12 protein-coding genes are annotated in these 12,161 nt (G+C 62.5%); 4 read left to right on the forward strand and 8 right to left on the reverse strand.

Annotated features, from left to right (window positions below):
• Positions 1 to 7 precede the first annotated feature (7 nt).
• Positions 8 to 313 (reverse strand): virulence factor, encoded by a 306-nt coding sequence (locus FIU85_RS00310; protein WP_152492594.1) that lies wholly within the window; start codon positions 311 to 313, stop codon positions 8 to 10.
• Positions 314 to 543: 230 nt separating this feature from the next.
• A complete protein-coding gene (locus FIU85_RS00315; protein WP_152495446.1) occupies positions 544 to 1,530 on the reverse strand; it encodes a hypothetical protein in 987 nt (328 codons plus the stop codon).
• A gap of 177 nt (positions 1,531 to 1,707) precedes the next feature.
• Here FIU85_RS00315 and FIU85_RS00320 point away from each other — a divergent pair, with 177 nt between their 5' ends.
• Together FIU85_RS00320 and FIU85_RS00325 are read left to right on the forward strand one after the other, a co-directional pair.
• Positions 1,708 to 2,838: a Ppx/GppA phosphatase family protein gene (locus FIU85_RS00320; protein WP_152495447.1), complete on the forward strand. Its 1,131-nt coding sequence runs from the start codon at positions 1,708 to 1,710 to the stop codon at positions 2,836 to 2,838.
• Positions 2,838 to 3,569: an RlmE family RNA methyltransferase gene (locus FIU85_RS00325; RefSeq protein WP_152492591.1), complete on the forward strand. Its 732-nt coding sequence runs from the start codon at positions 2,838 to 2,840 to the stop codon at positions 3,567 to 3,569. Before FIU85_RS00320 ends, FIU85_RS00325 begins: the two co-directional genes overlap by 1 nt.
• A 549-nt stretch (positions 3,570 to 4,118) precedes the next feature.
• On the opposite strand, the gene FIU85_RS00330 is transcribed toward FIU85_RS00325, so the two are convergent.
• The 3 genes from FIU85_RS00330 to FIU85_RS00340 form a co-directional block, all read right to left on the reverse strand.
• Positions 4,119 to 4,334, reverse strand: a complete 216-nt coding sequence (locus FIU85_RS00330; RefSeq protein WP_152492590.1) for a hypothetical protein — start codon at positions 4,332 to 4,334, stop codon at positions 4,119 to 4,121.
• A complete protein-coding gene (locus FIU85_RS00335) occupies positions 4,331 to 5,491 on the reverse strand; it encodes an aromatic ring-hydroxylating dioxygenase subunit alpha (protein ID WP_152492589.1) in 1,161 nt (386 codons plus the stop codon). The genes FIU85_RS00330 and FIU85_RS00335 overlap by 4 nt, the downstream gene beginning before the upstream one ends.
• Before the next feature lie 123 nt (positions 5,492 to 5,614).
• Positions 5,615 to 6,442 carry a helix-turn-helix domain-containing protein gene (locus FIU85_RS00340; RefSeq protein WP_152495448.1) on the reverse strand — a complete coding sequence of 276 codons (828 nt, stop codon included), beginning with the start codon at positions 6,440 to 6,442 and terminating at the stop codon, positions 5,615 to 5,617.
• Positions 6,443 to 6,665: 223 nt separating this feature from the next.
• Here FIU85_RS00340 and FIU85_RS00345 point away from each other — a divergent pair, with 223 nt between their 5' ends.
• Positions 6,666 to 7,052 (forward strand): hypothetical protein, encoded by a 387-nt coding sequence (locus tag FIU85_RS00345; RefSeq protein WP_152492587.1) that lies wholly within the window; start codon positions 6,666 to 6,668, stop codon positions 7,050 to 7,052.
• Positions 7,053 to 7,070: 18 nt separating this feature from the next.
• On the opposite strand, the gene ilvN is transcribed toward FIU85_RS00345, so the two are convergent.
• Entirely contained in the window at positions 7,071 to 7,631 is a 561-nt protein-coding gene (gene ilvN, locus FIU85_RS00350; RefSeq protein ID WP_152492586.1) for an acetolactate synthase small subunit, read from the reverse strand.
• A 42-nt stretch (positions 7,632 to 7,673) separates the two neighbouring features.
• Positions 7,674 to 9,431, reverse strand: coding sequence for an acetolactate synthase 3 large subunit (locus FIU85_RS00355; protein ID WP_152492585.1), 1,758 nt, complete (start codon positions 9,429 to 9,431; stop codon positions 7,674 to 7,676).
• A 378-nt stretch (positions 9,432 to 9,809) separates the two neighbouring features.
• Here FIU85_RS00355 and FIU85_RS00360 point away from each other — a divergent pair, with 378 nt between their 5' ends.
• Positions 9,810 to 11,711, forward strand: a complete 1,902-nt coding sequence (locus tag FIU85_RS00360; protein WP_152495449.1) for a PhoX family phosphatase — start codon at positions 9,810 to 9,812, stop codon at positions 11,709 to 11,711.
• Between the two features lie 63 nt (positions 11,712 to 11,774).
• Here FIU85_RS00360 and FIU85_RS00365 read toward each other — a convergent pair whose 3' ends face one another.
• Positions 11,775 to 12,101 carry a hypothetical protein gene (locus FIU85_RS00365; protein WP_152495450.1) on the reverse strand — a complete coding sequence of 109 codons (327 nt, stop codon included), beginning with the start codon at positions 12,099 to 12,101 and terminating at the stop codon, positions 11,775 to 11,777.
• Between the last annotated feature and the right edge of the window lie 60 nt (positions 12,102 to 12,161).

Consider the following 12,161-nt stretch of genomic DNA (forward strand, 5'->3'; position numbering starts at 1 on the left):
GCACCGCTCACTGCGAGCCGGCCCAACCGTCATTCGCGATCAGCTGCTTGATGCGGTCCTGATCGTATTCCTTGTCCAGCCGCGCCGCCTCGGCCTCGGCCACCGCGTCGGCATCGCCCTCCACCTCGTAGGGCGCGGCCTTTCGCCACTCGGCGAGATAGGCATCGGTATCCTCGGCGCCGACCTTCATGGCGGCACGGTCGATGGCCTGCTCGAACCGCTCGGGCAGGGGGCGCTTGGACCCGCGCCGGCCCTTGCCGACGATCACCTGCGCGGGGATATCCCGCCAGTATACCACAGTCACATCGACCATCGCTGATTCCTCTACCTCGATTGACTCTCTCTAGTTCACCAGCCGGGTCCGAAAGGGTCGTTTTTCGACTTAACGGCATCTTCCAGCGACGTCACCCTAACCGGGATGTCGTTTCAAGACCACTGCAAGCCACCGGAAAATGATTCAAGTTTATCCCGCGCATGGCTCAACGCCTGCGGCACGAGGCCGAGCGGTAACAGCCTGAGCCGGTCTTGACCTCATCCGGCTCGTCAGGCGGTCACGATCGAGATGAAGTCCTGGGGGGCAAGTCCCGGCGTGCCCGTCAAGGCACCAAGGTTGATCGTGCCCGAAACACTGTCTCCGGCCTCGTTCAGAAACGACACGACGATCTCCAGAGTGTCGCCATCCTCGCTGTCGCGGATTTCGGTCTCGACCGTGTCGGCCGACCCGGCATTGTCGCTCAGGTCGATCACGATCTGGTCTTCCGCGGGATCGAAATCGCGCAGGTCGAGAATGCGCGCCGGATCCGCGTCTTCATCCGCGCCGTCGCCATAGGCCGGCATGAAGGTCAGGGTATACGTATCGGCCCCGTCACCGCCATAGGCCTGCAATCCGATCTGCGGGCTCTGGTCGGGCACGGCAAGGTCGAGGTTCAGGCTGTCGTCGCCATCGCCCCCCTCAAGGCGCGTGAACTCCTCGTCATAGCTCTCTTGCTGGACTTTGATCTCGTCGTTCCCGTCACCGCCCCGCAGCAGCGAGGCCGACGGGTCGCGGGCCGTGATCACGTCATCTCCCGCGCCGCCATCTGCGTTGACGTTGTAGACGATGGGCTGATCGTCCCCGATGGTGATCGTGTCGTTCCCGTCCTGGCCCAGGATGTCGATGTTATTGACCCGCGTCGCGATGGAATCGTCCCCGCCACCCGCTTCGACGGTTTCGACACGTCCATCGATATCCTCGGCTGCGATCGTGTCATCACCGTCGGTGCCCATGAAAACGGTCTCGGCTCCGGGCATATCGGTCTCATCCTCGGGCGGCACGTCCCCGATGTCTTCCCCCGTGTCTTCGTCGGGGTCGTCCCCCGAGCTGTCCCCGGAGTCTTCGCCGTCCGTCGACGGGTCCTGCGCACCATCGTCACCCTCACCAGGCGTGGACACATCCCGCGCCGGTTCGTCGTCATCGTCGTTGACGAACTCATCAATGATAAACGCACTGGCCCCGATACCCAGCAGCGACAAGGCGATAATCGTAAACATGGCACCCCCCAATGGCCTGAGCAGACCGCAGCCTTCAAAGGCTACGGGCAAACATCTGCCGAAGTCAAACGCGACCCGGCCCATCAACGCCGAGGGGAATGTTGATGAGTAGCAAGTATTGCGTGACGGCCTTGGAAGGACTACCTTTATATCAACTCGAAATGGAGGGCGTGAGTTATGGCGCCCAAGCGTCCCGAAAGTGCGGGCGCGGTCCCTCGTTCACCAGAACGGCCAAAGGTCGAAAGCCCCGCACTGATCTCGCCCGAATCCCGCCCGCTCTACGCGGCGCTGGATCTGGGAACGAACAGTTGTCGTATGCTGATCGCCCGACCCGACGGCGCTCAGTTCAAAGTCGTGGACAGCTTCTCGAAATCGGTGCAGCTGGGGCAGGGGCTGGAACAGACCGGCAAGCTGTCGCGCGCCTCGATCTACCGTACCATCCAGGCCCTGCGCGTCTGCCAGCAAAAGCTAAAGCGCAACAAGGTGCGCCGGATGCGGCTTGTGGCGACCGAGGCGTGCCGCCGCGCCTCCAACGGCACCGCCTTCATGAAAAAGGTCGAGCGGGAAACCGGCCTCAGGCTCGACATCATCGAACCGCAGGAAGAGGCGCAGCTTGCCGTCGTCTCCTGCGCGCCCCTGGTCGGCAAGAAGACCGAGCAGTTGCTTGTCGTCGATATCGGCGGCGGCTCGACCGAGCTTGTCTGGATCGACCTGACCAACGTGCGCCCCCGCGACCGAGCCTCGGCCATCATGCGGATGCATGGCGGCTTTCCCGACGCCCGCCGCAGCGACGGCCCCTCGGCCCGCGTGGTCGACTGGATCAGCGTGCCGCTCGGGGTCGCGACCCTGCGCGACCAGTTTAACGATGTCGAGGATGACGCCGCCCGCTTCGCTTTGATGAGCTGGTTTTTCGAGGAAAACCTCGCCGAATTCGCCCCCTACAAGGACGAACCCCCGCGCGACGGCTTTCAGATCGTCGGCACCTCGGGCACGGTGACGACCGTGGCGGCCAGCCATCTCGGGCTCAAGCGCTATGACCGCAACAAGGTCGACGGGCTGCGCATGACCTCCGAACAGATCGACAAGGTCATTCGCGACTACCTCGCCATGGGCCCCGCCGGCCGCCGCCGCGACCCGCGCATCGGTCTTGACCGGCAGCCGCTGATCATGTCTGGCGCGGCGATCCTCCAGGCGCTTTTGCGCTGCTGGCCCACCGACCGGCTGTCGGTGGCCGACCGCGGCCTGCGCGAGGGCATGCTCTACGCCCAGATGGCCGCCGACGGCGTGTTGATCGAAGGACAGGACTGATGGCCAAGAAACCAACCGGCAAGGGCCCCACGGGCAAGAACACCTCCGGCCGCGGCCAGCGCGACCTGACCGTCAAGGTCAAGACCGCCAAGGGCCGGCGCAGCAGTTCCACCCGCTGGCTGCAACGGCAACTCAACGACCCATACGTGAAACGCGCCCAGGCCGAGGGCTATCGCGGCCGTGCCGCCTACAAGATCATGGAGCTTGACGACAAGTTCCGCTTCCTCGTCCCCGGCGCGCGTGTGGTGGACCTTGGCTGCGCCCCCGGCGGCTGGTGCCAGGTGGCCGTGCCCCGCGTCAACGCCCTGGGCGAGAAATCCGGCAAGGCGCAGGGCTCCATCCTCGGCATCGACCTGCAGGAGGTCGAGCCCATCGCCGGCTGCGAATTGCACGTGCTGGACTTCATGGAAGACGACGCCGACGACAAGGTGAAGGAATGGCTCGGCGGCAAGGCCGATGTGGTCATGTCCGACATGGCCGCCGCGTCTTCCGGCCACAAGCAGACCGACCACCTGCGCATCATCGCCCTCTGCGAGGCCGCGGCTTACCTCGCCTTCGACGTCCTCGAAGAGGGCGGCACCTTCGTCTCCAAGGTTCTCGCCGGCGGGGCCGAGGGCGACCTGCAGAAACTCCTGAAACAACGCTTCACCAAGGTCGCCAACGTCAAGCCGCCCGCGTCCCGCTCCGACAGTTCCGAGAAATTCGTGGTGGCCACGGGCTTCCGCGGCTAAAGCCTCGCCGACCCCCCGATCAGCGAGCGCTCCGCCGCCTGGCGAAACCTCAGGGCCGCCTGTCGATCATTCGGTCTCGGGGCAGGGGGCATGGACCGTATTTTCAGCGCCATGTTCTCCTGCCGCAGCAGTTCGAACAGGCGCGCATGGCGGGCCATGGACATTTGATCGGGGCTGGTCTGCATGTGGCCTCGATGGGGGATTGCGACATTCTCCTGCAAAAAACCTGCCATCCCATTAAGGCAATTCTGGCCCGGACATCGTTCGATTTGCGGGCACCGGGACGCAAGGGCGTCCTCGGGCAAAGATCCCGGATCAAGTCCGGGAGTCCGCGCGACCGGCCGCATAGGGTGGGTGAAAACCCACGCGCCGCCGGGGCCGTTGGCTTCACCCGATCTTAACGCTCTCCTGATCGCGCGGGTCGCACCGCACGCCCGGTTAATCCCAGGATCTGGGCAGAAATCGCACCGCCGCGATACCACCTGGATACCGACGCGATACCGACGTGCCGAATCCGGTCGAGTCGCAATCCTTAACCGTCCAGTGCCCTCAGGCCTCGCGCCCGTGCCGCACCAGCCGCGAATGCAGGCTCCGAGCCGCCGGCGCCCCGGCCTCCAGCGCGAACACATATGCATGTGTCAGGTAGAAACACGACGCGTCCAGGTCATTCGCCGTATCCGCCGCCTGCGTGTAAAGCCGGATCAGGGCGGCACTGTCATACGCCTCGTGCGCCGCGATCATCGCAGTGTCCAGCGTCCCGCTCATTCCGCGGCCTTTCCCATGCCGCGGTAGGCCTCGACCTTGCCGGCAACCCAGTCATGAAAACAATGGGTTGGGCTGTCCATGACGGGCGAGAACCGCCCCCCGTCGAACTGGTCCGCATGGCGCCCGCGCTGCATGCCTTCGACCACGAAGAGATCCTCTTCGAAGACCGTCTTCCAAAGCTGCGTGTTGCGCATCCGCAGCCCTTCGTCGCTGTCGGGAACGGAATAATACAGATGGATATGCTCGACCGTCTTCTCGGGGCCCTTCGGCTCCAGGATGATGGCGAAGGCGTGGTCGCGATGCACGCCCAGAAGGACGTTGGGGTAGACCGCGATATATTCCGCCTGTTCATTCCACTTGGCGCCAACCCCTTCAAAATCAGGGAACTTTTCGCCGTTCTCGTTGGTCAGCTGACGATAGACCATCGTGCCCTGACCCGAGAACGCGCCGGGCTTTTCGATGTTGTAATGGTCCTCCAGCTTGGAATAGCTGTTGAGGCCCGGATGTACCCACGGCAGGTGATAGCTCTCGCAATAATTCTCGACCGCCAGCTTCCAGTTGGTGTTGACCTCGAACTCGATCTTGCTGTCGAATCCACCGTGATAGACGGGCAGTTCAAACTCCGACCAGCGTTCCATGACCTCGCTCATGGCCTCCTCGAAGGCCGGCGCATCGCCCGACACGTTGACCCACACGACATCGCGCCACACATGGCTGCGCACCTCGATCAGGCCAAGGTCGTCGCGCTTGATGGCCTCGTGCGTGTTGTGCCCCGGCCCGCCCACATGCGGGGTCGAGACCAGCTTGCCCTTGGTGGAATAGCACCAGGAATGGTAGGGGCAGCGGATCGCGCCCTCGATCTTGCGCGGCTCTTCCACCAGGATCATGCCCCGGTGGCGGCAGATGTTCTGGAACACCCGGACATCGCCATCCTTGTCCCGCAACAAGAGCAGCGGCATGCCCAGGAACTCGATCGGCTTGGCATCCCCCGGCTCCGGCACGTCGGCGGCCACGGACAGCCCGGCCCACTGCGTATAAAGCAGCGCCTGACGCTCCTCGGCATAGACGGCGGGGTCGATGTAATGGGCGTTGGGCAAGCCGTTGGCCTGTTCCACACTGGTGCGAACGGCGGAAAGATCGGAAATCGTTGCGGACATCGGTGGCGCATCCCCTTGGCTGGTTACGCGTTCCGATTGCCTGAAATCCGCGTGCCGTAACCGACAAATCCCGACATGACCTCACGAAATGCGACGCGCGTGGCGCTCGGTTTGGAAGGCGCTCTAGCGAAAGGTCTCGTTCAGGCGCAACAGCCTTGCATGGAACAGGGGAATATCCTCCAGCGCCGCCAATCCCGCACGGCGCGCGACCGGCAGTGCCCGTTGCAGACCGGGACCGAGATACTCGTAGACCATGCGCGCCGCCCGTCGCCCGGTGACCTTTTCGCGCACCGTCCGCGTGGCGTAACCTTCCCAGATATTGGACTGGAAGGAGGTCTCCCGCGTCAGGAAGTTGAAGGAACAGGCCAGCGAACTGCGATGCGTGACAAGCGCCATCACACCTTCCTCCTGGCGCATGACAAGGCCGCGGTATTCGCGACTGCCAGCCGCGGTGGACAGGCCCTGGCTTCGCAGGGCGTCGCGCGGCTCGAACCCCCGTAGGAAGGTATAGGGCTCTTCGCGATGCACATAAACAAGACCTATGGTAAACAGCGCGTCGTCGATAAAGGACCGCCGGACGAAACTGTAGAATCCACTGGGAAAGGCATCCTCCGGCACCGCTGTAGGCCCGCTGCCGAAGAAGCCCGACAGAAACGGATGGCTCAGCAGTTCGGGAGAGGTTGTGTAGATCGCCTCGACAGGTTCGAGCAATATCCGCGCATCGACATTGAAGAACCGGCAAATCTGATGCAGCACGTCCGGTCGTGGAAAGCTTTCGCCCGACAGGTAGCGATTGAATTGCGTGCGGTTGATTCCCAGTTCTCGGCACAGCGCCGAAACCGACCCGTACGGCGCGGTAAGGGTTTTTAGGTTCTGTCCGAATATTCCTCTCAGCGCGGCCGGGTCCTCGGGATGATGCGGACTTGCGCCTGTTGCGGTTTTTTTTGTCAACTTGGCATCGTTTCCGTTTCCAGCCGACACGCCCCGCAGGGTATCGGATACATGATTTGGCAACTGATTACACGAACCCGAACAGTTCTGTCCAGAAAATGACGCGAATTAGCGTCAGGCCAAGACGCATCTGACACAAATGGATGTAGCCGATGCGTCGATTTTACAGTGAATGCAGCGTGGCACTGTCCTATCCTTAATTCAGGATAGTTGCGGGGACGCTATGTACGGTGCTGTATTGTGGACTGATCGATGCACGAAACGGGCGCTGATCTGGTGCGAGGACCACGGAAGCCTGGCCTTTTTCGACGGCGACCAATCGCAGCTCTCCGAAGCGCCGAGCTTCGAAGAAGGCGATCTTGTTTCATTCAAGATACGTGACGGGCGCGGTGTGCGCATCGCCTACGAGATAGAAATTGTGTCAAGCGAGCAGTACCCCTTTCTGGCCGCAGATCTGCGCGGCATGACCGAGACGCAACTACTCGCGCCCCAGTCAGGCCAGGCAGGCGCTGCCAGCAATATCCTGCCCTTCATGCCGGGCCGCGACCGCCGCAACGTCGCGCCCCCGGCGGGACCGGATACCAAGCAGGCGATCGTCAAGTTCAGCTAGGCAAGACCTCCGCGAGGCTCAACTGCCGCGCGACAGGGCCGCGACCCCGGTGCGGGCAATCTCTTCCAGCCCGAGGGGGCGCATCAGGTCGGCGAACGCGTCGACCTTCTCGGACGTGCCGGTGATCTCGAACACGAAACTGTCCAGTGTGCTGTCCACCACGTTCGCTCGAAAGATATCCGCCAGCCGCAGCGCCTCGACCCGCTTGTCGCCTGTCCCGGTGACGCGCAACAGCGCCAACTCGCGCTCGACCGTGCGCCCCTCGACCGTCAGGTCATGCACTTCGTGGACCACCACGATACGGCCCAGCTGGGCCTTGATCTGTTCGATGATCTGCGGTGTGCCGGTGGTGACGATCGTGATCCGGGACATGTGCCCCGTATGATCGACCTCGGCCACGGTCAGGCTGTCGATGTTGTAGCCGCGCCCCGAGAACAATCCGATCACGCGGGCCAGCACGCCCGGTTCGTTGTCCACGATGACGGCAAGCGTGTGACGCTCTTCGGCATCCGAAAAGGTCGGGCGCAAGTTGTAGGCCGAATGGCTGGACGCGCCTTTTTTGATTTTGAGAGCTGACATGAGCTTCTGGTCCTTTGAAGTTTGCCGGGCGACAGTGCTGGTCTACACCAGCACCGCGCCGCCTGCGTCGATGGCATCGGCCGTGGACGCATTTTCGCCCAGCAGCATCTCGTTATGGGCCTTGCCCGACGGGATCATCGGGAAGCAGTTCTCGTGCTTCTCGACCAGGCAATCGAAAATCACCGGCCCGTCGTAGTTCAGCATCTCCATGATCGCATCATCCAGATCGGCAGGATCCGAGCACTGGATTCCCTTCGCCCCGAACGCCTCGGCCAGCTTGACGAAATCGGGCAGGGCGTCGGACCACGAATGCGAATAGCGCTCGCCATGCAGCAGTTCCTGCCACTGGCGCACCATGCCAAGGCGTTCGTTGTTCAGGATGAACTGCTTGACCGGCAGGCGGTACTGTACCGCGGTGCCCATCTCCTGCATGTTCATCAGCCATGACGCCTCGCCCGCGACGTTGATCACCAGCGCCTCGGGATGCGCCACCTGCACGCCGATCGAGGCCGGGAAGCCATAGCCCATGGTGCCCAGCCCGCCGGAGGTCATCCAGCGGTTCGGGTCCTCGAAGCCGAGGTATTGCGCCGCCCACATCTGGTGCTGGCCTACCTCGGTGCAGATGTAGCGATCATGCCCCTTGGTCAGCTCTTCAAGACGGTGCACCGCGTGCTGCGGTTTGATCGTCTTTCCCTTCTGCGTGAACGCCAGGCAGTTGATCTTCTTCCATTCCTCGATCCGGCTCCACCAGTTGCGGATGGCCTCGCGGTTGACCTTGGCCCCGCGTTCCTTCCAGACCGAAAGCAACTGGCGCAGCACTTCCTTGACGTCGCCCACGATGGGAAAGTCGGTGCGGATCACCTTGTTGATCGAGGACGGGTCGATGTCGATATGCGCCCGCTGCGAGCCGGGTGAGAACGCATCAAGCCGTCCCGTGATCCGGTCATCGAACCGCGCGCCGATATTGATCATCAGGTCGCAGTCATGCATCGCCATGTTGGCCTCGTAAAGGCCGTGCATCCCCAGCATCCCCAGCCAGTTCTTGCCCGAGGCAGGATAACAGCCCAGACCCATCAGCGTGGAAGTGATCGGGATGCCCGTGGCCTCGACCAGCTCGCGCAGAAGCGCGGTCGCCTCGTCGCCCGAATTGATGACGCCGCCACCTGTGTAGAAGATCGGCCGCTCGGCCTGTTCCAGCGCCTCGACCAGCTCGGTGATCGTATCGATATCGCCGGTGGTCTGAGGCTGGTAATGCGAGGTCTTCGTCTGCGCCGGCTCCAGATACTTGGCCGAGGCGAACTGCACGTCCTTGGGAATGTCGACCAGCACCGGCCCCGGACGGCCCGAGGTCGCCACGTGAAAGGCCTCGTGGATGGTCTGGGCCAGCCGCTCGGTTTCCTTGACCAGCCAGTTGTGCTTGGTGCAGGGGCGGGTGATGCCCACGGTGTCGGCCTCCTGGAACGCGTCGGAGCCGATCATGAACGTGGGCACCTGGCCGGTCAGCACGATCAGCGGTATGGAGTCCATCAGCGCGTCGGTCAGGCCCGTGACCGCATTGGTCGCGCCGGGCCCCGAGGTCACCAGAACGACGCCCGGCTTGCCGGTCGAGCGTGCGTAACCTTCGGCGGCATGGACCGCGCCCTGCTCATGCCGGACAAGGATGTGCCGAATGTCATTCTGCTGAAAAATCTCGTCATAAATCGGTAGCACGGCACCGCCGGGGTATCCGAATACGACGTCCACACCCTGATCCTTCAAGGCCTGAACCACCATTTTCGCTCCGGTCATCTGACGTGTCATCTTGTTGCTCCGTTCATGACATATGTCTCATTGCGTTACGCATAAAAAAGCCCCCGGAGGGTTCCGAGGGCGCATGGGGTACCGTTATGGTGTCCGTTACCGGCCCATGCGCCATTCACCTACGATTACGATTAGCGATGCCATTCTTGGCGACTCCTTGCTGCGTTTGGGGACCTTATGTGCGGCTTTCGGGAGCGTCAACAGGATTTTGAGCGAAAAATGTCGCTCGAAGGGGCTGTTTCTTTGCATTTGTTGCGCAGAACGCGGCGCGGCAAAGACGCGCAGGGTTGAGGGACTGTCACCAACCCGTCCGAAGGTTGTTACAGTCACGTGGCAATCTTGGGATGTCCAAACGCCACCGCCTGCCGGAGACCTGCCATGAATGACGTCGACCTCACTCGCCTTTCCGCCGACGATTGGGACGAACTGATAAACCCGCGTCCGGTCGAAAACGACTTCGACCGGGTGGTCGAGGCCGCGATTTCGCGGCGGGGTTTTCTGGGCGGGGTGCTCGCCTTCGGCTCGGGTGCTTCGGCGATGGGCACAGGTGTGATGATCCCTGCGACCTCGGCCCAGGCGCAGGCCACCAGCCGGTTCGCCTTTGATCCGATCGGTATCCAGACCGATGCCACCGTGCACGTTCCGGGTGGCTATCGCTGGGACGTGCTGATCCGCTGGGGTGATCCGATCTTTCCCGACGCGCCGGAGTTCGACCACGAAACCGGCGGTGACGCCGACAGCGCCGACCGCATCTTCGGCGAGAACACGGACGGGATGGAAAGCTTTCAGGTGGGCGGGCGACAGCTTCTGGCGATCAATCACGAGTATACCAACCGTGAGATAAACCTGCCCCATGCAACGGGTGGCGTTCCGACAGGACTGGATGACGTGCGCAAGCTTCAAAGTCTGCAAGGCGTCGCCGTGATCGAGGTGGCCGAAGACGCGGAGGGCTGGCATGTGGTCAAGGACAGCCCCATGAACCGCCGCATAACGCACCTGACGCCGATGAAGATCGCCGGCCCGGCCGCGGCGCATGACCTGCTGAAGACCGAGGCCGATCCTACCGGCACCGAAAGCCTCGGCACTTTCAACAATTGCGGTTCCGGCAAGACGCCCTGGGGCACGTACCTGACATGCGAGGAAAACTTCAACGGTTACTTCGGTGCCACAGGTGCCGTCGAGGTGTCGGACCCGGTCGATGCAGGCTACGAGCGCTACGGCATCGGCGCGGACGGTTGGGGCTATGACTATCACAAGTGGGACGACCGTTTCGACATTTCGAAACATCCGAACGAGCCGCACCGAGCCGGCTGGGTGGTCGAGATCGATCCGGCAGACCCCGACAGCACTCCGGTCAAGCATACTGGCCTAGGGCGCTTCAAGCACGAGAATGCCGAAGTGGTGCTGGCTTCTGACGGACGGGTCGTGGTCTACATGGGCGACGACGAGCGGGGAGAGTTCCTCTATCGTTTCGTGTCGAACGGCACCTACACGCCCGGCGGCCCGACCGAAGGATTGCTGGACGAGGGCACGCTTTACGCGGCGAAGTTCCACGATGATCAGAGCGGCGAATGGCTGGCCCTGACGCCCGAGACCACCGGGATGGCCAGCCTGGCCGAAGTCCTGATATTCGCCCGGCAGGCCGGTTCGGCGGTGGGGGCCACGACCATGGACCGCCCCGAATGGATTGCCGCCAACCCGCACGCGGTCGAGGCCTATTGCTGCCTGACCAACAACAAGAACCGCGGCGTAAAGCCCAATGCGGGCGGTGACGAGACGCCGGTCAACGGCCCCAATCCGCGCGAGACCAACAATTACGGTCAGATCGTGCGCTGGCGGCCGGAAAACGACGATCATGCCAATGATCGTTTCACCTGGGATCTTTACGTGATGGCGGGCAACCCGGAGATTTACGACAATATCTACGGCGGCTCCGAGAACATCACCGCCGGGAACATGTTCAACTCTCCCGACGGCATGGCCTTCGACAGCGCCGGGCTGGTCTGGATCCAGACCGATGGCGACGACAGCAACGAAGGCGAGTTCGAAGGCATGGGCAACAACCAGATGCTGGTCGGAGACCCGGTCACGGGCGAAATCGCCCGGTTTCTCACGGGGCCCAAGGGCTCAGAGGTCACGGGCCTGACATGGTCGACCGATCGGCGCACGATGTTCGTGGGCATTCAGCATCCCGATGCGCCGTTCCCTGATGGCGAGGGCAAGTTGCCCCGCTCGGCGATCGTGGCCGTCAAGCGCGACGACGGCGCGCCGCTGGGTTGAAGAAAATTCGTACGAATTTTCTGACACAAGAATCTTTGGACGAAGACTCTTGGGTCACAAGCCCTACATCATGTGGCCCAACGTACCCATCATGTAGTCGCGGTTGTAGTGCAGCGACTGAACCCGCGGATCATCCTGCGATTTGCGCATCACCGTGTCGTAATCCGCGAAACAGATCAGCTGCGCCTCGTTCTGGATGATGCGGATGTTCAACTCGTTGAGATAAGCCGTGCGAAACCTGTCGGCCAGCCGCTCGGAGGAGAAATTGATGATCGTCGTGGTGCCGCCGGCGTTGTTCTGAAGGCCGTAGCAAACGGCTTTCTGGCGGTCGAAGGTGAAATCGGCGAACTCGACCGTGCTTTCGCCATAGTCTTCTTGAACGTCCTGCATGGTGTCCCCCATGGCCAAGAATGTCTTAACGATGACAGAATTTCGAAATTATGGAAGGGG

Origin of the sequence: Roseovarius sp. THAF8 (assembly GCF_009363735.1) — a bacterium.
In the GTDB taxonomy this organism is placed as follows: domain Bacteria; phylum Pseudomonadota; class Alphaproteobacteria; order Rhodobacterales; family Rhodobacteraceae; genus Roseovarius.

Coding starts and splice junctions, on each gene's coding strand:
- FIU85_RS00315 (WP_152495446.1), bottom strand. CDS start 1,530: ATGTTTACGATTATCGCCTTGTCGCTGCTGGGTATCGGGGCCAGTGCG.
- FIU85_RS00310 (WP_152492594.1), bottom strand. CDS start 313: ATGGTCGATGTGACTGTGGTATACTGGCGGGATATCCCCGCGCAGGTG.
- FIU85_RS00365 (WP_152495450.1), bottom strand. CDS start 12,101: ATGCAGGACGTTCAAGAAGACTATGGCGAAAGCACGGTCGAGTTCGCC.
- FIU85_RS00360 (WP_152495449.1), top strand. CDS start 9,810: ATGAATGACGTCGACCTCACTCGCCTTTCCGCCGACGATTGGGACGAA.
- ilvN (WP_152492586.1), bottom strand. CDS start 7,631: ATGTCAGCTCTCAAAATCAAAAAAGGCGCGTCCAGCCATTCGGCCTAC.
- FIU85_RS00330 (WP_152492590.1), bottom strand. CDS start 4,334: ATGAGCGGGACGCTGGACACTGCGATGATCGCGGCGCACGAGGCGTAT.
- FIU85_RS00345 (WP_152492587.1), top strand. CDS start 6,666: ATGTACGGTGCTGTATTGTGGACTGATCGATGCACGAAACGGGCGCTG.
- FIU85_RS00320 (WP_152495447.1), top strand. CDS start 1,708: ATGGCGCCCAAGCGTCCCGAAAGTGCGGGCGCGGTCCCTCGTTCACCA.
- FIU85_RS00325 (WP_152492591.1), top strand. CDS start 2,838: ATGGCCAAGAAACCAACCGGCAAGGGCCCCACGGGCAAGAACACCTCC.
- FIU85_RS00355 (WP_152492585.1), bottom strand. CDS start 9,431: ATGACACGTCAGATGACCGGAGCGAAAATGGTGGTTCAGGCCTTGAAG.
- FIU85_RS00335 (WP_152492589.1), bottom strand. CDS start 5,491: ATGTCCGCAACGATTTCCGATCTTTCCGCCGTTCGCACCAGTGTGGAA.